The sequence below is a fragment of the Pseudomonas oryzae genome, from assembly GCF_900104805.1.
In the GTDB taxonomy this organism is placed as follows: domain Bacteria; phylum Pseudomonadota; class Gammaproteobacteria; order Pseudomonadales; family Pseudomonadaceae; genus Geopseudomonas; species Geopseudomonas oryzae.
In genome coordinates, this window is the sequence record NZ_LT629751.1 from 2,337,609 (window position 1) to 2,354,831 (window position 17,223).

18 protein-coding genes and 1 riboswitch are annotated in these 17,223 nt (G+C 67.6%); of the genes, 6 read left to right on the forward strand and 12 right to left on the reverse strand.

The annotated features are described in order from the left end of the window. Nucleotides 1-32: 32 nt before the first annotated feature. The 3 genes from BLT78_RS10380 to BLT78_RS10390 all read right to left on the reverse strand — a co-directional run bounded on the left by BLT78_RS10380 (nucleotide 33) and on the right by BLT78_RS10390 (nucleotide 2,234). A complete protein-coding gene (locus BLT78_RS10380) occupies nucleotides 33-1,328 on the reverse strand; it encodes a cobyrinate a,c-diamide synthase (RefSeq protein WP_090348908.1) in 1,296 nt (431 codons plus the stop codon). Between the two features lie 112 nt (nucleotides 1,329-1,440). Next, a complete protein-coding gene (gene cobO, locus BLT78_RS10385; protein WP_090348909.1) occupies nucleotides 1,441-2,055 on the reverse strand; it encodes a cob(I)yrinic acid a,c-diamide adenosyltransferase in 615 nt (204 codons plus the stop codon). Next, entirely contained in the window at nucleotides 2,052-2,234 is a 183-nt protein-coding gene (locus tag BLT78_RS10390) for a hypothetical protein (RefSeq protein ID WP_090348910.1), read from the reverse strand. The genes cobO and BLT78_RS10390 overlap by 4 nt, the downstream gene beginning before the upstream one ends. Before the next feature lie 125 nt (nucleotides 2,235-2,359). After that, a riboswitch (cobalamin riboswitch) is annotated at nucleotides 2,360-2,635 on the reverse strand. A 293-nt stretch (nucleotides 2,636-2,928) separates the two neighbouring features. On the opposite strand from BLT78_RS10390, the gene BLT78_RS10395 reads away from it, so the two are divergent. Together BLT78_RS10395 and BLT78_RS10400 are read left to right on the forward strand one after the other, a co-directional pair. Next, a complete protein-coding gene (locus BLT78_RS10395) occupies nucleotides 2,929-3,378 on the forward strand; it encodes a bacteriohemerythrin (protein ID WP_090348911.1) in 450 nt (149 codons plus the stop codon). Nucleotides 3,379-3,756: 378 nt separating this feature from the next. Continuing rightward, entirely contained in the window at nucleotides 3,757-4,206 is a 450-nt protein-coding gene (locus BLT78_RS10400; protein ID WP_090348912.1) for a bacteriohemerythrin, read from the forward strand. 54 nt (nucleotides 4,207-4,260) lie between these two features. Here BLT78_RS10400 and BLT78_RS10405 read toward each other — a convergent pair whose 3' ends face one another. After that, entirely contained in the window at nucleotides 4,261-4,587 is a 327-nt protein-coding gene (locus BLT78_RS10405; RefSeq protein WP_090348913.1) for a ComEA family DNA-binding protein, read from the reverse strand. 216 nt (nucleotides 4,588-4,803) lie between these two features. On the opposite strand from BLT78_RS10405, the gene BLT78_RS10410 reads away from it, so the two are divergent. The 3 genes from BLT78_RS10410 (at nucleotide 4,804) to BLT78_RS10420 (ending at nucleotide 7,942) form a co-directional block, all read left to right on the forward strand. Further along, nucleotides 4,804-5,010 carry a hypothetical protein gene (locus tag BLT78_RS10410; RefSeq protein ID WP_090348914.1) on the forward strand — a complete coding sequence of 69 codons (207 nt, stop codon included), beginning with the start codon at nucleotides 4,804-4,806 and terminating at the stop codon, nucleotides 5,008-5,010. 7 nt (nucleotides 5,011-5,017) lie between these two features. Continuing rightward, nucleotides 5,018-5,677, forward strand: coding sequence for a class I SAM-dependent methyltransferase (locus tag BLT78_RS10415; protein ID WP_090348915.1), 660 nt, complete (start codon nucleotides 5,018-5,020; stop codon nucleotides 5,675-5,677). Between the two features lie 198 nt (nucleotides 5,678-5,875). After that, a complete protein-coding gene (locus tag BLT78_RS10420; protein WP_090348916.1) occupies nucleotides 5,876-7,942 on the forward strand; it encodes a multicopper oxidase family protein in 2,067 nt (688 codons plus the stop codon). Between the two features lie 15 nt (nucleotides 7,943-7,957). Here BLT78_RS10420 and BLT78_RS10425 read toward each other — a convergent pair whose 3' ends face one another. The 8 genes from BLT78_RS10425 to ppc form a co-directional block, all read right to left on the reverse strand. After that, nucleotides 7,958-8,749 carry an NYN domain-containing protein gene (locus tag BLT78_RS10425; protein WP_197673113.1) on the reverse strand — a complete coding sequence of 264 codons (792 nt, stop codon included), beginning with the start codon at nucleotides 8,747-8,749 and terminating at the stop codon, nucleotides 7,958-7,960. A gap of 88 nt (nucleotides 8,750-8,837) precedes the next feature. Further along, complete coding sequence (locus BLT78_RS10430) at nucleotides 8,838-9,626, reverse strand: NYN domain-containing protein (RefSeq protein ID WP_090348918.1); 789 nt, start codon at nucleotides 9,624-9,626, stop codon at nucleotides 8,838-8,840. Nucleotides 9,627-9,652: 26 nt separating this feature from the next. Next, a complete protein-coding gene (locus tag BLT78_RS10435) occupies nucleotides 9,653-10,426 on the reverse strand; it encodes a class I SAM-dependent methyltransferase (protein ID WP_090348919.1) in 774 nt (257 codons plus the stop codon). A 61-nt stretch (nucleotides 10,427-10,487) separates the two neighbouring features. After that, complete coding sequence (locus BLT78_RS10440) at nucleotides 10,488-11,342, reverse strand: DMT family transporter (protein ID WP_090348920.1); 855 nt, start codon at nucleotides 11,340-11,342, stop codon at nucleotides 10,488-10,490. A 146-nt stretch (nucleotides 11,343-11,488) separates the two neighbouring features. Continuing rightward, the gene (locus tag BLT78_RS10445) at nucleotides 11,489-12,346 is read right to left on the reverse strand and encodes a DUF72 domain-containing protein (RefSeq protein WP_090348921.1); all 858 of its coding nucleotides are present in this window, start codon (nucleotides 12,344-12,346) and stop codon (nucleotides 11,489-11,491) included. Between the two features lie 3 nt (nucleotides 12,347-12,349). Further along, the gene (tsaB, locus tag BLT78_RS10450) at nucleotides 12,350-13,024 is read right to left on the reverse strand and encodes a tRNA (adenosine(37)-N6)-threonylcarbamoyltransferase complex dimerization subunit type 1 TsaB (protein ID WP_090348922.1); all 675 of its coding nucleotides are present in this window, start codon (nucleotides 13,022-13,024) and stop codon (nucleotides 12,350-12,352) included. A gap of 91 nt (nucleotides 13,025-13,115) precedes the next feature. Beyond that, a complete protein-coding gene (adk, locus tag BLT78_RS10455) occupies nucleotides 13,116-13,763 on the reverse strand; it encodes an adenylate kinase (protein ID WP_090348923.1) in 648 nt (215 codons plus the stop codon). A 304-nt stretch (nucleotides 13,764-14,067) separates the two neighbouring features. After that, nucleotides 14,068-16,704: a phosphoenolpyruvate carboxylase gene (gene ppc / locus BLT78_RS10460; RefSeq protein ID WP_090348924.1), complete on the reverse strand. Its 2,637-nt coding sequence runs from the start codon at nucleotides 16,702-16,704 to the stop codon at nucleotides 14,068-14,070. 125 nt (nucleotides 16,705-16,829) lie between these two features. On the opposite strand from ppc, the gene BLT78_RS10465 reads away from it, so the two are divergent. Then, the gene (locus tag BLT78_RS10465) at nucleotides 16,830-17,177 is read left to right on the forward strand and encodes a pilin assembly protein (RefSeq protein ID WP_090348925.1); all 348 of its coding nucleotides are present in this window, start codon (nucleotides 16,830-16,832) and stop codon (nucleotides 17,175-17,177) included. Nucleotides 17,178-17,223: the final 46 nt, after the last annotated feature.

Below are 17,223 nucleotides of genomic sequence, written 5' to 3' on the forward strand. Positions count from 1 at the left end.
GGCAGGCGCGGGACCTGCGGGGTCTCCGGGAGTCACGGGCGCAACAGCGCGGCGGCGGCGCGCGGCGCCGAGGGCAGGTAGAAGTGGATGTAGCTGGCGGTCAGCCGGCCACTGCGGTACAGCGGCTCGCGCACGCGCCGGTAGTTGGGGCATTCGCCGTGGGCGATGGGCTCCAGCGTGCACTCCATGCTGGAGTGGTGGTAGCTGTGCCCGCGCAGACGCTCGCCGTCCAGCTCGACCTCCTGCATGGCCAGGGTCACCCGCCTGGGCTGCATCTGCGCTTCACCCGGCAGCAGGCCAAGCAGCTCGCCGCGCTGGCCGTCAAGGCCGGTCAGGCCGTCGAGCAGGTAAAGCATGCCGCCGCACTCGGCGAGGATCGGCTTGCCGGCGGCGTGGTGGGCGCGGATCGCCACGTGCATCGCCACGTTGCCGGCCAGTTGCTCCAGGTGCAGCTCCGGATAGCCCCCCGGCAGGTACAGGCTGTCGACCGCCGGCAACTGGCGGTCTTCGAGCGGCGAGAAGAATACCAGCTCGGCCCCCAGCGCGCGCAGCAGGTCGAGGTTGGCCGGGTAGACGAAGGCGAAGGCGGCATCGCGGGCCACGCCGATGCGCACGCCGCGCAGCAACGGCGAGTGGCTGACCGGCTCCGGCGCGGCGAACTCGACCGGCGCCGGCAGATCGAGCCCGGCGCTGGCCGCCAGGGCGCTGGCCGCGGCATCCAGGCGGGCGTCGAGGTCGGCCAGCTCGGCGGCCTGCACCAGCCCCAGGTGGCGGCTGGGCAGTTCGATGGCGGCATCGCGCGGCAAGGCGCCGTACCAGGCGAGATGCGCCGGCAGGCAGTCGCGCAGGATCTCGCCGTGGCGGGCGCTGCCGACCCGGTTGGCCAGCACGCCGGCGAACGGCAGGTCGCGCTGGTAGCTGGCCAGACCGTGGGCGATGGCGGCGAAGGTCTGCGCCATGGCCGAGCCGTCGATCACCGCCAGCACCGGCACGCCGAAGCGTCGCGCCAGGTCGGCGGCCGAGGGCGTACCGTCGAACAGCCCCATCACCCCCTCGATGAGGATCAGGTCGGCCTCCCCCGCCGCCTGCCACAGGCGGCGACGGCACTCCTCCTCGCCGACCAGCCACAGGTCCAGCGCATCCACCGGCGCGCCGCAAGCACGGGCGAGAATCATCGGGTCGAGAAAGTCCGGCCCGCACTTGAACACCCGCACGCGGCGGCCCTGGTTGACATGGTGGCGGGCCAGGGCGGCGGTGACGGTAGTCTTGCCTTGCCCCGAGGCGGAAGCGGCGATCAGCAGGGCGGGGCACTGGCGGGAATTGTTCATGGGTGACTCCATACGGACACGGACAGGCACGCATTCAGTTGCGCGCGGATTGCCTTGACTGACCCGCTGGTCGGGAAAAAATTCGCCCCTGCTGCCGCGACAAGCGTGCGCATCAGAATTCCACCCCTCGCTGCGCCTTCACCCCGGCCCGGAAGGCGTGCTTGACCAGACCGATCTCGCTGACCGTGTCGGCTGCCTCGATCAGCCCCGCCGGCGCACCGCGCCCGGTGACCACCACGTGCTGCAGCGGCGGCCGCGCGGCGATGTCGGCCAGCACGCGGTCCAGCTGCAGGTAGCCGTACTTGAGGGCGATGTTCAGCTCGTCGAGCACCACCAGGGCGATCTGCGGATCCTGCAGCAGCTCGCGGGCCACCGCCCAGGCCTGTTCGGCCCTGTCCATGTCGCGCTGGCGGTCCTGGGTCTCCCAGGTGAAGCCCTCGCCCATCACGTGATAGCGCACCTCGTCGGGGAAGCGACGGAAGAAGGCTTCCTCGCCGGTACTCGCCGCGCCCTTGATGAACTGCACCACTCCGGCCCTGAGGCCATGGCCGAGGGTGCGCGCCAGCATGCCGAAGGCGGCGCTGCTCTTGCCCTTGCCGTTGCCGGTGTTGACCAGCAACAGGCCGCGCTCGTCGCTCGCCTCGGCGATCTTCGCGTCGACCACCGCCTTCTTGCGCTGCATGCGCGCCTTGTGCCGCGCGTCGCGCTCCAGCTCCGCGCTGCTCATCGGCTCGCCTCCGCGCCACGGCCCTGCGCCCTGAACTGACCGGCGGCCAGCAGGAGGCAGACGCCGCTCGAGCCGAGCAGGCAGGCCAACTGCAGTTCGAGCTGGCGGTCGACCGCCCGGGAAAGGGGAATTGCACCGCACAGCGGGATCGCTGCCGGCGCCAGAAGGGCTTTGCTCATCGCTCACTCTCTGCATCGCGCTCACCCGCGCGGCCAGGATTGCGGGAGGCATGCAGAGGACGTGACGACGAGCGGACGACAACCACAGGGAGAGGCCGCCCACCCGACGGGTAGCGCCCTCCGCGATACCGTGGATGCGACAGGCCGGTCTCCGGGCTCGCGAGTGGAACCCTGGGGGTTCCCGAAGCCGCGCCTTCCCATGTCCTTACCGGACACAGTGGCTGGCTGCTGGCGAAAAGCGTTCGCGCTTCTCGTCAGCGGCCGAGCGGTTTCTCCACTCGCCTACCGTTGCGGGGGCAGCGCCGGATTGGCATATAAACTGCAGGGATATATGCGCACCGGCTTCCCTGTTTCACCCTCCCGAGCCGTGACTGGGGGGCACCTGAAGCAGGGCGGGAAGGTTAGAGGGTGAGAAAGGGAACGTCAAATAAACGTCGCCGATAATGGCAGAAAAATATCGGCAACATCTTCACAACCCCAGCGTCCTGCAATAAAGTCCATGCCGTGGCCATGGTTTTTCCCGGAACCGTGATGCCAGACAGGTTCCGTGCAGTCGACGGCCGAGATCTTCCGAACCATCCCGCAGAGGCGCAGCAAAGTCTGCGGACCTGAAGCTGAGACCTACGCCTGGGGACGGGATCGCCGCGGTCCTGCCCGCAGGTCTATAGCGAAGTTCATACAGAGGAAAATCCACATGGGGTTTGTCATATCCTGGTCAGCCGAATTCGCCACCGGCATCGACATCATCGATGAACAGCACAAGCGGATTTTTGAGTATTTGTCCGAAATCGACCACGCGATCAAGGCCAAGTCGACCAGCGAAGTCGAGTATGTGCTCAAGGCCCTGCTGGATTATGCGGTGTCCCACAACACCTTCGAGGAAAGCCTGATGGAGAAGGCCGGCTATCCCATGCTGGAAGCCCACCACCAGGTGCATGAAGCCTTCAAGAATCGCGCCCAGGACTACGTCAAGCGCCTGGCTGCCGGCGAGGACCACTTCCGCCTGGCCCGCGAGGTGCGTACCGATATCGGCCTGTGGCTGACCAACCACATCAAGCGCGACGACAAGCACTATGTGCCCTTCGTCAAGAAGAGCCTTGACGGCGGTTTCGTTTCCCGGATGCTAGGCAAGTTCTTCGGCTGAGCCGTCGCCGGCGCGGGATGCGCCTGTCAGCGAGCCGAATACGGCGCACCCAGCCGGTGCGCCAGCAAAAACAAGGCACCGCGAGAGTGCCGGGGTGATTCCCTTGAAAACAAACAGAACAACAAGAGAGAACAATCCGATGAACTTTACCTGCCGTAGGTCTATTCCCGCCGTCTCCGCCGTATCCTCCCCGGGAGACACCCCGCAAGAAATCGCTTTGCGTTGCAGTTGAGCTACTGATTGTCATACAGCCAGCACAGCTGGCGCTCAGCGCCTGAGCATTCGCACGTCTTGCGCCCCGGAACGGGGCAGGTTCGCAATGCAACTCCAGCGCCACGCCAGTCTGATTCAACCGTTCAAGGAACAAGGAATCGACGCATGAGCTATGTCATCACCTGGACTGCCGAGTTCGAAACAGGCATCGACATCATCGACGACCAACACAGGCGCATCTTCGAGTATCTGGAAGAGATCGACCACGCCATCAAGACCCAGAATGTCGAGGAAGTCGAGCACGTGATCAAGTCGCTGATCGACTATGCGATCTCCCACAACACCTTCGAGGAGAGTCTGATGGAGCGGGCGGGTTATCCGATGCTGGAGGCGCACCATCAGGTCCACGAAGCCTTCAAGGCCCGCGCCCACTCCTATCACGAGCGCCTCAACAGCGGCGAGGACACCTTCCGCGTGGCCCGCGAAGTGCGCACCGATATCGGCCTGTGGCTGACCAACCACATCAAGCGCGACGACAAGCACTATGTCTCGTTCGTCAAGCGCAACATCGAGGGCGGCTTCATCTCGCGCATGCTGGGCAAGTTCTTCGGCTGAGCGCCCGGCAAGACCAGGGCCGGCATACGGCCGGCTCCTGGCACGCACTTCCGATCAGTTGACGCTCAGTCGCGCGCGGTTCTTCTCCAGCGTGGCGGCGCCGATCCCCTTCACTTCCAGCAACTCATCCACCGAGGTGAATGCACCATTCGCCTGACGGTATTCGACGATAGCGCGCGCCTTGGCCTCGCCGATGCCGTCGAGCTCACGTGCCAGGGTTTCGGCATCGGCGCTGTTCAGATCGACTCTTGCTGGCGATACCGCGGCCGGCGCTGTTACTGCCGCCGGCTGGGAGGCGCTGGCGGGTTCGGCGGCGGCAGCAGTCAGGGAAAAACCGGAAAGCAGGGCAAACAGCACTGCACAAAGACGCAGTTTCGGCATGATCGACAATTCCTTGTGTCGGTTGACGGGGCCGCCGCAACTTCCGGGCGGCCAGACGAAACTAAATCAGGGCCGCGCAAAGTCAATCGCAAGTCCATGTAAAAAACATGGAAATACTCATATATTGATCCAGTCGACATTTGCGCGCCGCAGCCGGCTGCTGGCAGAATCCGCCGCGCAACTCTGCAACCATCACCACAGTCCGCATCACCGTTTATGCACAACCCGAAAGACTTGCTGCGCGCACAACTGGCCCAGGCGGTCGAACAATTCCAGAGCGAACAACAGGGCGAAATCACCCTTTACGCAGCGCAACTGGCGCCAGAAAAGCGCCCATGGCGCAAGAAGAGCAGCGTGCAAGACGAAGTGTTCGCCCGGGAACTCGACAACCTGCGCCAGCATAACGCCGAAACACGAGACTGATCCGGCCATGAGTCCCAACCACGAACAGGTCCGCGCCGGCCAGGCGGTCTACAGCCGGCGCACACTGCCCCTATACGACTTCGTGGTACTGGGCGTCTCCAACCGCTTCGTCTGGAAGTGCCCGACGCCGCGCCTGGTCACGCACTACGACCGCCACGTGTCGGCCAACCACTTGGACGTCGGAGTCGGCACCGGCTACTTCCTCGATCGCTGCCGCTTTCCGCTCGCGCGGCCGCGCGTGGCGCTGATGGATCTCAATCCGGCCTCGCTGGACCATGCGGCGCGACGCATCGCCCGCTACCGGCCGGACACCTGGCGGTGCAACGTGCTGGAGCCCATCGATCTCCCCGCCGCGTCCTTCGACTCCATCGGCATCAACTACCTGCTGCACTGCCTGCCGGGCAGCATCGCCGACAAGGCCGTGGTGTTCGATCACCTCAAGCCGTTGCTGAAACCGGGCGCCTGCCTGTTCGGCGCCACCCTGCTGCACGGTGGCGTGCCGCGCAGCGCCGCCGCCCGCGGCCTGATGGCGCTGTACAACCGCAAGGGCATCTTCGCCAACCGCGCGGACGACCTGGATGGCCTGCGCCAGGCGCTGGAACGCCGCTTCAGTGACGTCCGCCTGGAGGTGGTCGGCTGCGCCGCGCTGTTCGTCGCCCGGGTTTGATCGCTCTGCGGAGCCACCGCACGCGTCGTTCCGCCTGAGCTACGCTGATCTGCACGGCAACGCGCAACAACTCATGGCACCACGACGGCGCCCTCTCGATGCACCGGACCTGCAACGGCCTTGCCGCGACAGGCCGGACACGCCCCTACCGCGATCCCGGCCATACCTGGTTACCGGAAGCAGCGGAGGTTCGCGTCCATGCTCACTCGACGTACCTTTCTCAAGTACACCGGCGGCACCACTCTCACCCTGTTCGCGCTGAACAAGCTCGGCGTGTCCGTCGCCCTCGCCCAGATCCCCGGCGGCAGCCTCGATCCCCTGGCGATCCCCAAGTACCAGACACCGCTGCTGATCCCACCGGTGATGCCCAAGGCCGGGCGCATCACCCAGCGCGGCGGCAAGCAGGTGGACTACTACGAGATCTCGATGAAGCAGTTCGCCCAGCAGATTCTCCCTGCCGGCCTGCCGGCGACCACGGTGTGGGGTTACGGCGCGGTGACCTCGCTAAACAAGCAGGGCCTGCTGCTGCACAACGCGCCGTCGCTGACCATCGAAGCCAGCTGGAACACGCCGGTACGGGTGAAGTGGATCAACAACCTCAAGGACAGCGCCGGCAACTACCTGCCGCACCTGCTGCCGGTGGACCCCACGTTGCACTGGGCCAACCCGCCCGGTGGTGAAAGCGGCCGCGACACCCGACCGAACTTCGCCAGTACCCCCACACCCTACACCGGGCCGGTACCGATGATCACCCACGTGCACGGCGCGGTGGGTGTGGGTGACGAGAGCGATGGCTACGCCGAAGCCTGGTACCTGCCGGAGGCGAACGACATCCCGGCCGGCTACGCCAGCCAGGGCACCTGGTACGCGTTTTTCGCCAGCAAGGCGCAGGCTGCCTTTGGCGTCAACTGGGGCCCGGGATTCGCCACCTTCCAGTACCCAAACCTCAACCGCGCCTCGACTATCTGGTACCACGACCACACCCTGGGCATGACCCGCCTCAACGTGTACGCCGGCCCGGCGGGTTTCTACCTCCTCCGCGGCGGACCGGCAGGCGACAAGGCGGTGCTCGACAGCCGCTACGGCAGCATCGCCGTGCTGCCCGGGCCCGCGCCCAGGGAAGGCGACCGCTTCCCGCCGAACAAGACCTACCGCGAGATCCCCATTGCCATCCAGGACCGCTCGTTCAACGCCGATGGTTCGCTGTTCTATCCGGACAGCAGGTCCTTCTTCGACGACGTAGAGGGTCCGTACATCCCCACCACCGACATCTCGCCGATGTGGAACCCGGAATTCTTCGGCAACACCATCATGGTCAACGGCAATACCTGGCCCTTCCACACCGTCGAGCAGGCCCGTTACCGCCTGCGCCTGCTCAACGGCTGTCTGTCGCGCTTCCTGATCCTCGACTTCAGCCAGATTCCCGGCGTCGAGGTGTGGCAGATCGGTAACGAGGGCGGCTTCCTCGTCGCGCCGGTGAACCTCAGCGCCGACCATGGCAACCGCCTGCTGATGGCGCCGGCCGAACGCGCCGACCTGATCGTCGACTTCAGCAATGTGCCGGTCGGTAACTACATCCTCGGTAACCTCGGTCCGGACGAGCCGTTCGGCGGCGGCCAGCCCGACCTGGACTTCCCGCCGGCCGATCCGGCCTCCACTGGTCAGGTCATGGAGTTTCGTGTGGTGCTGGCGCTGGCTCCAGACCCGAGCACGCCGCCGGCGTTCCTGCAGCTACCGGCCCTCGCTCCGCTGCCGGAGGCAAGCGTCACCCGCCACCTGGCGCTGGTCGAGATGATGTCGGAGTTCTTCGAGGATGCGCCGGCGGAAGCGCGCCTGGGCCCCCTCGACGGTGATCCCAACACCGATCCGGTGGTGTGGAACGGGCTGATGTGGGAGGAGCCGGTGACCGAAAATCCGGCAACGGGGAGCACCGAAGTCTGGGAGCTCTACAACACCACAGGTGACGCCCACCCGATCCATATCCACGAGATCGTATTCGAGGTCATCAACCGCCAGGACATCCTGGTCGACGAGGAGAACCACACCGTGCAGGTGCTACCCGGCTCCGCGCCCGCACCGGCCGAACCGTGGGAAATCGGCCTCAAGGACACCGTGATCGCCTTCCCCGGCCAGGTCACCCGGCTGCGCATGCGGTTCCCCACCCCCGGGCAGTTCGTCTGGCACTGCCACCTGGTCGAGCACGAGGACAACGAGATGATGCGTCCCTTCCGCATCGGCCCGCTGCAACCAGGCCAGCCGGAATAGCGCAGGCAGCCGCGCTCAGGCGGCCGGCGCGCCGCGCCGCCTGTAGCGCACCTGTGGGTGGCTGCCGACACGGCGGACCTCGAACAGGTCGATGGCGGCGAACAGGTCGAACAGACGCGAATAGCCGTAGTTGCGCGGCTCGAAGGAGGCCTGGTTGGCGATCCGCGAGCCGACCAGGCTGAGCGGTGCCCAGCCCTCGTCGTCGGCGGCGTAGATCACCGCGTTGCGCAGCAGGTTCATCAGCTTGCTGTCGCCCTTGAGTTCGGGTCCGCTGCGCCGGCCGACCAGCGCCACCGCCGGCGGCACGCAGACCGTCCCCTGCGCCTCGGCCTCCGCCGGAGTGGCGCTGGTACCGAGCGGCTGGATCGTCACCTCCACCGGCATGTCGTCGAGGTAGACGAAGCGCGAGCAGGCGTTGACGTAGGGCTCGGGCGACTTGCGCTCGCCGAAGCCGATCACCTGCTTGCCCTCGGCGCGCAGGCGGGTGACCAGCGGGGTGAAGTCGCAGTCGGAGGACACCAGGCAGAACACCTCGACCGGCTTGCCGTGCAGCACGTCCATGGCGTCGATGGCCATGGCCATGTCGGTGGCGTTCTTGCCCTTGACCAGATCGAACTGCTGGATAGGCTGGATGGCGTGCTCGTGCAGCACCTGCACCCAGGACTCCAGACGCGGACTCTTCCAGTTGCCGTAGGCACGGCGAATGGAAACCACGCCGAGTACCGCCAGTTCGGCGAGGATCGCCTCGATCTTGCGGCTCGGCGAGTTGTCGGCATCGATGAACAGCGCTACCCGAACATTAGACACGGGCATGTCCTCCAGGCTGGATGGATAAATCCAGCCTAGCCCTTGCAGGGAAGCCCTACATGGATATCTTGCCCAGCCGGCCCCTCATTTATGCGGGAACTGCACTGCGCCGCTTGCTACGCACTTGCGGATGATTGCCCACACGCTTGATCTCGAATAAATCGATGGCAGCAAAAAGGTCGACTAGCTTTGCATAGCCATAATTGCGCGAGTCGAAGGACGCTTGGTTCCCAATCCGGCTGCCTACTACACTCAAAGGGGCCCAACCATCTTCATGCTCAGCATATGCCACAGCATGCCTCAATAGATTCATGAGTTTGGTATCGCCTTTGAGCTCTTTTCCCGTTTTTTTGGCTGGCGCAGCAGGACCGCCAACATCCCCTGTTGGAATCAATGATTTTTCCAAATGGGCGATGAGTAGTTCCGTCTGCTCAGAGCTAAGGACCGGCTCATCCAGATAAAGAAATCGGGAGCATGCATTGACGAAAGGCTCAGGCGCTTTTCGCTCCCCGAAACCAATCACCTGCTTGCCTTCGGCACGCAGACGGGTAACCAATGGCGTGAAATCACAGTCCGAAGAGACCAAGCAAAACACTTCAACTGGCTTGTTGAATAGGACGTCCATGGCGTCAACGGCCATGGCCATGTCGGTGGCATTCTTGCCCTTGACTAGATCGAATTGCTGGATCGGCTGGATAGCGTGCTCATGGAGCACTCTTACCCACGATTCGAGATTCGGACTCTTCCAGTTTCCGTAGGCCCGGCGAATTGAAACAGCCCCGATAACGGCAAGTTCAGCAAGAATGTCTCCAACCTTCCGACTCGGCGCATTATCTGCATCGATAAACAGTGCAACTCTGAGATTTTGAGCGGTCATTAAACCTCCTTGTCATTTTTCGAAGCCTAGCCCTTGAGTGCCTTCTTCGGATAGATGTCGTAGCGGCTCGACTTGCCTTCCAGCTGGTGGGAAGGCTTCGGGCCGTCGATACACGGCGCCTTGCGCGGGCGCTTGACCACCACGCGGTGGCTGGCCAGCGCCAGCGCCGCCTCGAGCAGCGCCGGGGCGTCGAGGTCGTCACCGACCAGCGGGCGGAACAGGCGCATCTCCTTCTTCACCAACGCGCTCTTGTCGCGGTGCGGAAACATCGGGTCGAGGTAGATCACCTGCGGCGGCTCGCCCTGCCAGGCGCGCATCAGCTCCACCGCGTTGCCGGTCAGCAGCTGCATGCGCGCGACGATCGGCGCCACCTCGGGATCGCGCGCGGCACGCGCCAGGCCGTCCTCGAGCAGCGCGGCGACCAGCGGCTGGCGCTCGATCAGGGTGACCGGGCAGCTCAGCGTGGCGAGCACGAAGGCGTCGCGACCCAGGCCGGCGGTGGCATCTAGGATGCGCGGCCGCACGCCGCTCTGGACGCCCACCGCCTTGGCGATCATCTGTCCGCTGCCGCCGCCGAACAGGCGGCGGTGGGCGGCCGCGCCTTCGACGAAGTCGACGCGCACCGGCCCCGGCGCCTCCGGGCCGAGGTCGACCAGCTGCAGGCCGGCGTCACCGAGCTGCAGGGCGAACTCGGCCGCGCCCGCCTCGCCCAGCCCCAGGCGCTCGGCCCACTGATGGGCGGCGGCGGCATGGGCGGGACTCAGGGCTTCGACGCGGACGCGAACGGGAGAAGCGGACATCGGGACTTCCGGGCTGGGAGGAGAGGGGGCGCCATTCTGCCAAAGAATGCGCCCGTCCGCCCTATCGCGCCGCGCTCCGGCGACCGAGCAGCACCCAGGCCACTCCGCCGAGCAGCAGCGCCGAGGCCAGCAGCAGGCGCGCGCTGAACGGCTCGCCAAGCAGAATGACGGCGAGCAGCGCGGTGATCAGCGGCACGCTGAGCTGCACGGTGGCGGCCTGGGTGGCGCGCAGCGCCGGCAGCACCGTGTACCACAGCGCGTAGCCGACCCCGGAGGCCAGGGCGCCGGAAAGCAGCGCATAGAGCACGCCGGCGGCGTCCAGATGCGCCCAGGGCAGGCCGCCGAGGCCGAGCAGCACGGCCAGCGGCAGGCAGCGGATGAAATTGCCGGCGGTATGCGCGGTGGCCTCGCCGACGCCGCGCCCGCGCAGCGAGTAGACGCCCCAGGCCACCCCGGCCAGCAGCATGGCCAGCGCCGGCAGCAGCGCCGGCGCGCTGGCACCGGGCAACAGCAGCACGGCGAGGCCGGCGCCGGCCAGCAGCAGCCCGCACACCTGCCCCGCCGACAGCCGCTCGCCGCGCCACAGACCCCAGAGGATCATGCTGGCCTGCACCGCGCCGAACAGCAGCAGGGCGCCGGTGGCGGCAGACAGCTGCAGGTACGCCCAGGAGAAACCCGCCGCGTAGAGGAACAGCGCCAGCGCCGAGGGCAGATTGCCAGCCAGTAGCGCCGCCGTTGCGCGGCGTTGCAGGCGGACGATCAGCCATAGCGCCAGGGCGCCGCCGAACAGGCGGATGGCGGTGAAGCTGGCGGCGTCGATATGGCCGTCGCGCAGGGCGATACGGCACAGCAGGGAGTTGGCGGCGAAGGCCAGCATGGCCAGGGTGGTGAGCAGCGCGAGGCGCGGCAGGGGCATGGCAGACGTTCCGGTCCGTGGTGGTGCGCCGAGGGTAGCGCGAAAGACGAGCTTACGTGCAGCGACTTCGGCACGCCTGGCGTCGGCAGGGTGCGCCAGGCGCACCATCGCCCGGCACCGTGAGACATCGGTGCGCGCGGCGCCCTCTAAAGCAGACCGAGCTGTTCGCTGCCGCTGCTCTCCGCCAGTGCCGGCAGCCCGGGCAGGCGCGCCATCAGCTGGGCGTGGAAGCGTCGCGCCAGCTCGGGGGCGCGGTGATTGTCGGGGGTGTGCAGGAACACGTGCGGCCGGCGCCCCTCCTCGATCCAGCCGGCGACCTTGTCCAGCCAGGGCGCGAGAAACGCATCGTTGGCCTCCAGCGCGGGGTGGCCGATAAAGCGCACCTGGGGAAAGCCGGTAAAGGCCGCCGGGCGTGGCGGCACGCGCGGTTTCTTGCTCTGCGCGTGGAGCACCGCCGGATCGCGTGCGGTGCAGCTGAACAGCGCCCGCGAATCGAGGCCGATGCGCTCCACGCCGCGGTCACGCAGCAGACGGTTGAGCAGCTTCTCCTCGTCGCCACGGGCGAAGAACGCCGGATGACGCACCTCCACGGCCAGACCATGGGGCGCAGCCAGCTCCTCGACGAAGGCCGCCAGCTCGGCGAGACGCGGCGGCCCGAAACTGGCCGGCAGCTGCAGCCATAGCGGCGCCACCCGCGCGCCGAGCGGTGTCAGCAGGTCGAGGAAGTCGCGGGCGGCGGCGAGATTGCCGCGCAGATCGCCCTCGTGGCTGACGTCGCGCGGCAGCTTGGCGCAGAAGTGGAAGCCTTCCGGCATCGCCTGCGCCCAGCGCGCCAGGGTGGCCGGCGCGGGGCGAGCGTAGAAGGTGGTGTTGCCCTCCACCGTGTTGAACACCCGGCAGTAGGCGGGCAGGAACTCGCGGCTGTTCAGCCCGGCGGCATACAGGCCACCGCGCCAGGCCGGCTCGTTCCACGACGGGCAGCCGAGGAAGTACGGCAGCCCCACGCTTCAGCCCTTCTTCGGCGTGGCCACGTTGTCGCGCAGGTAGACCGGCTGCGCCTGCTCGGCGTCCAGCGCCTCTCCGCGCGCCCAGGCAGCGCGCGCCAAGGTCAGCAGATCCTCGGCATGCGGCAGCAGGCCGGCGTCCATCCGGTGCACCGCGACCGGCATGCGCGCGGCGTAGCCCCAGCCGGTGCCGGCGCCGAACCAGTCGCCGTCGGCATCGCGCGGCAGCGCGGCGCGCTCCGGCGGCAGCACCGCCTCGACCCCGGCCAGGCGCATCTCGCCCTCTGCCAGGCGGTAGCAGCCCCAGTAGACCTCGTCCATGCGCGCATCGATCGCCGCAGCCACCTGGCTGACGCCCTGCTCGCGATGGGCGCGCTGGGCGAGCACCGCGAGATTGGAGATCGGCAGCACCGGCCGGCCGAGGGCGAAGGCCAGGCCCTGGACCACGCCGACGGCGATGCGCACGCCGGTGAAGGCGCCCGGACCGCGGCCGAAGGCGATGGCGTCCAGCGCGGCGAGGGTGATGCCGGCCTCGGCGAGCAGTTCCTGCACCATCGGCAGCACGCGCTGGGCATGCAGGCGCGGGATCACCTCGTAGCGGCTGAGCACGCGGCCCTCGTGCAGCAGGGCGACGGAACAGGCTTCGGTGGCGGTATCCAGGGCCAGCAGGGTGGTCATGACGGGTATCCGGTGTGGTGACGAACGAGGGTGGGCATTGTAAATGCAAACGGCCCGCACAGGGCGGGCCGTTGCTGACGCGGAGAGCGGATCAGCTCAGCGCGGCGAGCACCTTGGCGGTGATCTCGTCGACGCTGCCGACACCCTCGACGCGGGAGTACTTCGGCTTGCCGGCGGTCTGCGCCAGGTCCTGGTAGAAGCCGACCAGCGGCAGGGTCTGGGCGTGGTACACGTCCAGGCGCTTGCGCACGGTTTCTTCCTGGTCGTCCTCGCGCTGGATCAGATCTTCGCCGGTATCGTCGTCCTTGCCTGCCACCTTCGGCGGGTTGTACTGGACGTGGTAGGTGCGACCGGAGGCCGGGTGCACGCGGCGACCGGACATGCGGTTGATGATCTCCTGGTCTTCCACGGCGATTTCCAGCACGTGGTCGATCTCGACGCCGGCATCGCGCAGGGCTTCGGCCTGCGGGATGGTGCGCGGGAAGCCGTCGAACAGGAAGCCGTTGACGCAGTCGGCAGCGACGATGCGCTCCTTGATCAGGCCGATGATGATCTCGTCGGACACCAGGCCACCGCTGGCCATCACTTCCTTGACCTGCAGGCCCAGCGGGCTTTCGGCCTTGACCGCGGCGCGCAGCATGTCACCGGTGGAGATCTGCGGAATACCGAACTTCTCGGTGATGAAGCGAGCCTGAGTACCTTTGCCGGCACCCGGTGCCCCCAGCAGAATCACGCGCATCGATTTGTTGCTCCTGGAACAGTATGAAAATAATCCCGGATACGCCTTGGCAGGCCGGGGGAATTCAGTGGTCCATCCATGGCCGCAGGCGGCAGTTCGTCGCCACTCGGCGGCTCACCTGTGGGTGAAGCACCGCCGGGGCAGGCTGTCGCGCTGCATGTGTCACGTCTTCATCCGGCCCTCGTGGGGCCGGACCGGAAATTCGCAGGCCGCCCGTAGCACAAAACGGGACGGTGAAAAAGCAGACCAAAATACACAGCTACCCTGCCTGACACAAGATGGGGGATCCACCATGATTGATGGTTCACCCCGTGTTGCGCAGCCCCGCGGCGATGCCGGCGACCGTCACCAGCAGCGCCCGCTCCAGCTGGCTGCCCTCCTGCTCGGCCAGCCGCCGCGAGCGGGCGAGAAGCTCGACCTGCAGCAGATGCAGAGGGTCGAGGTAGGTGTCGCGCACGTTGATCGACTCGCGCAGCACCGGGTCGCTTTCCAGCAGTTGCGCCTGCCCGGTCAGGGCCAGCACCATGCGCACCGCCTGCGACAACAGGTCGCGCAGCTGCTCACCCAATCCGCGCAGCTCCTCCCCCACCAGGCGCTGGTCGTACAGACGGGCGATGCCGGCGTCGGCCTTGACCAGCACCATCTCCAGCATGTCGATGCGGGTGCGGAAGAACGGCCAGTGCGCGCGCATCTCGTGCAGCAGCACCGCCTCGCCGCGCTCGACGGCGCGGGCCAGGGCGGTTTCCCAGCCCAGCCAGGCCGGCAGCATCAGGCGCATCTGCGTCCAGGCGAAGATCCACGGGATCGCCCGCAGGCTGTCCACCCCGCCGCTGCGCCGGCGCGGTGGCCGGCTGCCCAGCGGCAGACGACCGAGCTCCTGCTCGGGCGTGGCCTGACGGAAGTAGTCGACAAACTGCGGATGCTCGCGCACCACGTCGCGGTAGGCGGCCACGCCGTCGGCGGCCAGGCGCACCATCAGCGCCCGCCACGCCGCGGTCGGCGCCGGCGGCGGCAGCAGGGTAGCCTCCAGCACCGCGGCCAGGTAGAGATTGAGGTTCTGCTCGGCCACCCCGGGCAGGCCGAACTTGAAGCGGATCATCTCGCCCTGCTCGGTGACGCGGAAGCGTCCGGTCACCGAGCCTGGCGGCTGCGAGAGGATGGCGGCGTGGGCCGGGCCGCCGCCGCGGCCGACGGTGCCACCGCGACCGTGGAACAGCAGCAGCTCGACGCCATGCCGCGCGCACACCTCGACCAGGGTCTCCTGGGCACGGTACTGCGCCCAGGCCGCCGCCACGGTGCCGGCGTCCTTGGCCGAGTCGGAGTAGCCGATCATCACCTCCTGCGGCCCGGCCAGGCTGGCGCGGTACACCGGCAGCGCCAGCAGGCAGTCGATCACCGCGCCGGCGTGCTCGAGGTCGTCCAGCGTCTCGAACAGCGGCACCACACGGATCGCCCGCTGCAGGCCGGCCTCCTTGAGCAGCAGCTGCACGGCGAGCACGTCGCTCGGCGCGCCGGCCATGGAGATCACGTAGGAACCGAGCGCCGCCACCGGCGCCGCGGCCGCTACACGGCAGGTCGCCAGCACCTCGGCGGTGTCGGCCGAGGGCCGATAGTGCTGCGGCAACAGCGGGCGCGGGCTGGTCAGCTCGCGCTGCAGGAAGTCGAGGCGTTGCCCCTCGTCCCACTGCGCGTAGTGGCCGAGGCCCAGGTAAGCGGTGATCTCGTCGAGCGCGGCGGCGTGGCGGCCGGCGTCCTGGCGGATGTCCAGGCGCACCAGGTACAGGCCGAAGCAGTGAGCACGGCGCAGACAGTCGAGCAGCGGCCCGTCGGCGATGCTGCCCATGCCGCAGCTGGTCAGCGAATCATGGCAGAGCAGCAGCGGCTCGATCAGCTCGGCGTTGTCGTGCAGCACCAGGGCATCCGCCGCGCGACCGTCGCGCTGGGCGGCCACCGCCCAGTCGCGGGTGGCGACCAGCCGCGTGCGCAACTGGCGCAGCAGGGCGCGGTAAGGCTCCGGCGCCTCGCCGACCCGCTCACGCAGCGACGGGCTGGCCCGGTGCATGGACAGCTCGGTGATCAGCGCCTCGACGTCGCGCAGGTGCAGTTCGGCGGCCAGCTGGCGGGCCTGCAGCAGCACCTGGGCGGTGATCTCGGCGGTGACGTTGGGATTGCCGTCGCGATCGCCGCCCATCCACGAGGCGAAGCGCAGCGGCGCGGCGTCCAGCGGCAGGCGCGTGCCGCAGCAGCCGGCCAGCAGCTCGTCGACGCCGCGCAGGAAGTCCGGCAGCGCCCGCCACAGCGAGTGCTCGACCACCGCGAAGCCCCAGCGCGCCTCGTCCTGCGGGGTCGGCCGGCGGCGACGGATCTCGTCGGTATGCCAGACCTCGGCGAGCAGGCGACACAGCTCGCGGCGGCTGGCCGCCTTTTCGCGTGCCGACAGGTCGGCATGGTCGCGCGCCGCCAGGCAGGCGGTGATCTCGTCGTACTTCTGGATCAGGGTGCGCCGGGTCACCTCGGTGGGGTGGGCGGTGAGCACCAGCTCGATGTCCAGCGCGGCGATCTGCCGGGCCAGCTCCGCCGGCGCGTGGCCGGCCGCCTGCAGACGCACCAGCAGATCGCCGAGCACGCGCTCTTCGAACGGCAGCGCCTCGTGCGGCCGGCGGCGGCGGATGCGGTGGTACTGTTCGGCGATGTTGGCCAGATTGAGGAACTGGTTGAAGGCGCGCGCCACCGGCAGCAGTTCGTCCTCGGCGAGGGCGTCGAGGGTCTCGGCGAGCTGGCGCGCGCCCTCCTCGGAGCCGCGCCGCGCCGCCTTGGCGCCCTTGCGGATGCGCTCGATCTTGGCGAGGAACTCGGCGCCGCGTTCGGCGCGGAAGGTATCGCCCAGCAACTCGCCGAGCAGGTGCACGTCCTCGCGCAAGCGCGGATCTATCTCAGCCATGGCGACTCTCCTTCTGCTTGGCCGTTGCCACCGGTGCGGCAAGATCTTACCGGCAGTCTAGGCTTTTTATTGGACACCCCTGTGACGGAACCCCATGGGCGGCAGCCCAAGGCCGGGAGGCACGCATGAAAATCCGCGATCTGGTGAAGGAGTGGGAAGTCAGCGCCAAGGGTCGGCTGAGCAAGACCACCTACCACATCCCCCTCGACCTGGAGTCGGCCGCCCGCCTGGCGGCGCTCTGCGAAATGTATCCCAGGCGCCACCCCGAGGAGATCCTCGGCGAACTGGTCGGTGCCGCCCTGCAGGAACTGGAAGCCAGCTTCCCCTACGTCAAGGGCCAGAAGGTGGTTGCCACCGACGAGCAGGGCGACCCGGTATACGAGGACGCCGGCCTGACCCCGCGCTTCCTTGCCCTGTCGCGCAAGCACATGGAGGTATTGAGCCAGAGCGACGATAACGACGACTTCAGCTGACGAGTGCTGACGGCTCGGTACGCACGGCGGCCCGGACGCAGGCCCT

Excerpts from the sequence above, each read along its gene's own strand:
- BLT78_RS10380 (WP_090348908.1), bottom strand. The coding sequence starts at position 1,328 with ATGAACAATTCCCGCCAGTGCCCCGCCCTGCTGATCGCCGCTTCCGCC.
- cobO (WP_090348909.1), bottom strand. The coding sequence starts at position 2,055 with ATGAGCAGCGCGGAGCTGGAGCGCGACGCGCGGCACAAGGCGCGCATG.
- BLT78_RS10390 (WP_090348910.1), bottom strand. The coding sequence starts at position 2,234 with ATGAGCAAAGCCCTTCTGGCGCCGGCAGCGATCCCGCTGTGCGGTGCA.
- BLT78_RS10395 (WP_090348911.1), top strand. The coding sequence starts at position 2,929 with ATGGGGTTTGTCATATCCTGGTCAGCCGAATTCGCCACCGGCATCGAC.
- BLT78_RS10400 (WP_090348912.1), top strand. The coding sequence starts at position 3,757 with ATGAGCTATGTCATCACCTGGACTGCCGAGTTCGAAACAGGCATCGAC.
- BLT78_RS10405 (WP_090348913.1), bottom strand. The coding sequence starts at position 4,587 with ATGCCGAAACTGCGTCTTTGTGCAGTGCTGTTTGCCCTGCTTTCCGGT.
- BLT78_RS10410 (WP_090348914.1), top strand. The coding sequence starts at position 4,804 with ATGCACAACCCGAAAGACTTGCTGCGCGCACAACTGGCCCAGGCGGTC.
- BLT78_RS10415 (WP_090348915.1), top strand. The coding sequence starts at position 5,018 with ATGAGTCCCAACCACGAACAGGTCCGCGCCGGCCAGGCGGTCTACAGC.
- BLT78_RS10420 (WP_090348916.1), top strand. The coding sequence starts at position 5,876 with ATGCTCACTCGACGTACCTTTCTCAAGTACACCGGCGGCACCACTCTC.
- BLT78_RS10430 (WP_090348918.1), bottom strand. The coding sequence starts at position 9,626 with ATGACCGCTCAAAATCTCAGAGTTGCACTGTTTATCGATGCAGATAAT.
- BLT78_RS10435 (WP_090348919.1), bottom strand. The coding sequence starts at position 10,426 with ATGTCCGCTTCTCCCGTTCGCGTCCGCGTCGAAGCCCTGAGTCCCGCC.
- BLT78_RS10440 (WP_090348920.1), bottom strand. The coding sequence starts at position 11,342 with ATGCCCCTGCCGCGCCTCGCGCTGCTCACCACCCTGGCCATGCTGGCC.
- tsaB (WP_090348922.1), bottom strand. The coding sequence starts at position 13,024 with ATGACCACCCTGCTGGCCCTGGATACCGCCACCGAAGCCTGTTCCGTC.
- adk (WP_090348923.1), bottom strand. The coding sequence starts at position 13,763 with ATGCGCGTGATTCTGCTGGGGGCACCGGGTGCCGGCAAAGGTACTCAG.
- ppc (WP_090348924.1), bottom strand. The coding sequence starts at position 16,704 with ATGGCTGAGATAGATCCGCGCTTGCGCGAGGACGTGCACCTGCTCGGC.
- BLT78_RS10465 (WP_090348925.1), top strand. The coding sequence starts at position 16,830 with ATGAAAATCCGCGATCTGGTGAAGGAGTGGGAAGTCAGCGCCAAGGGT.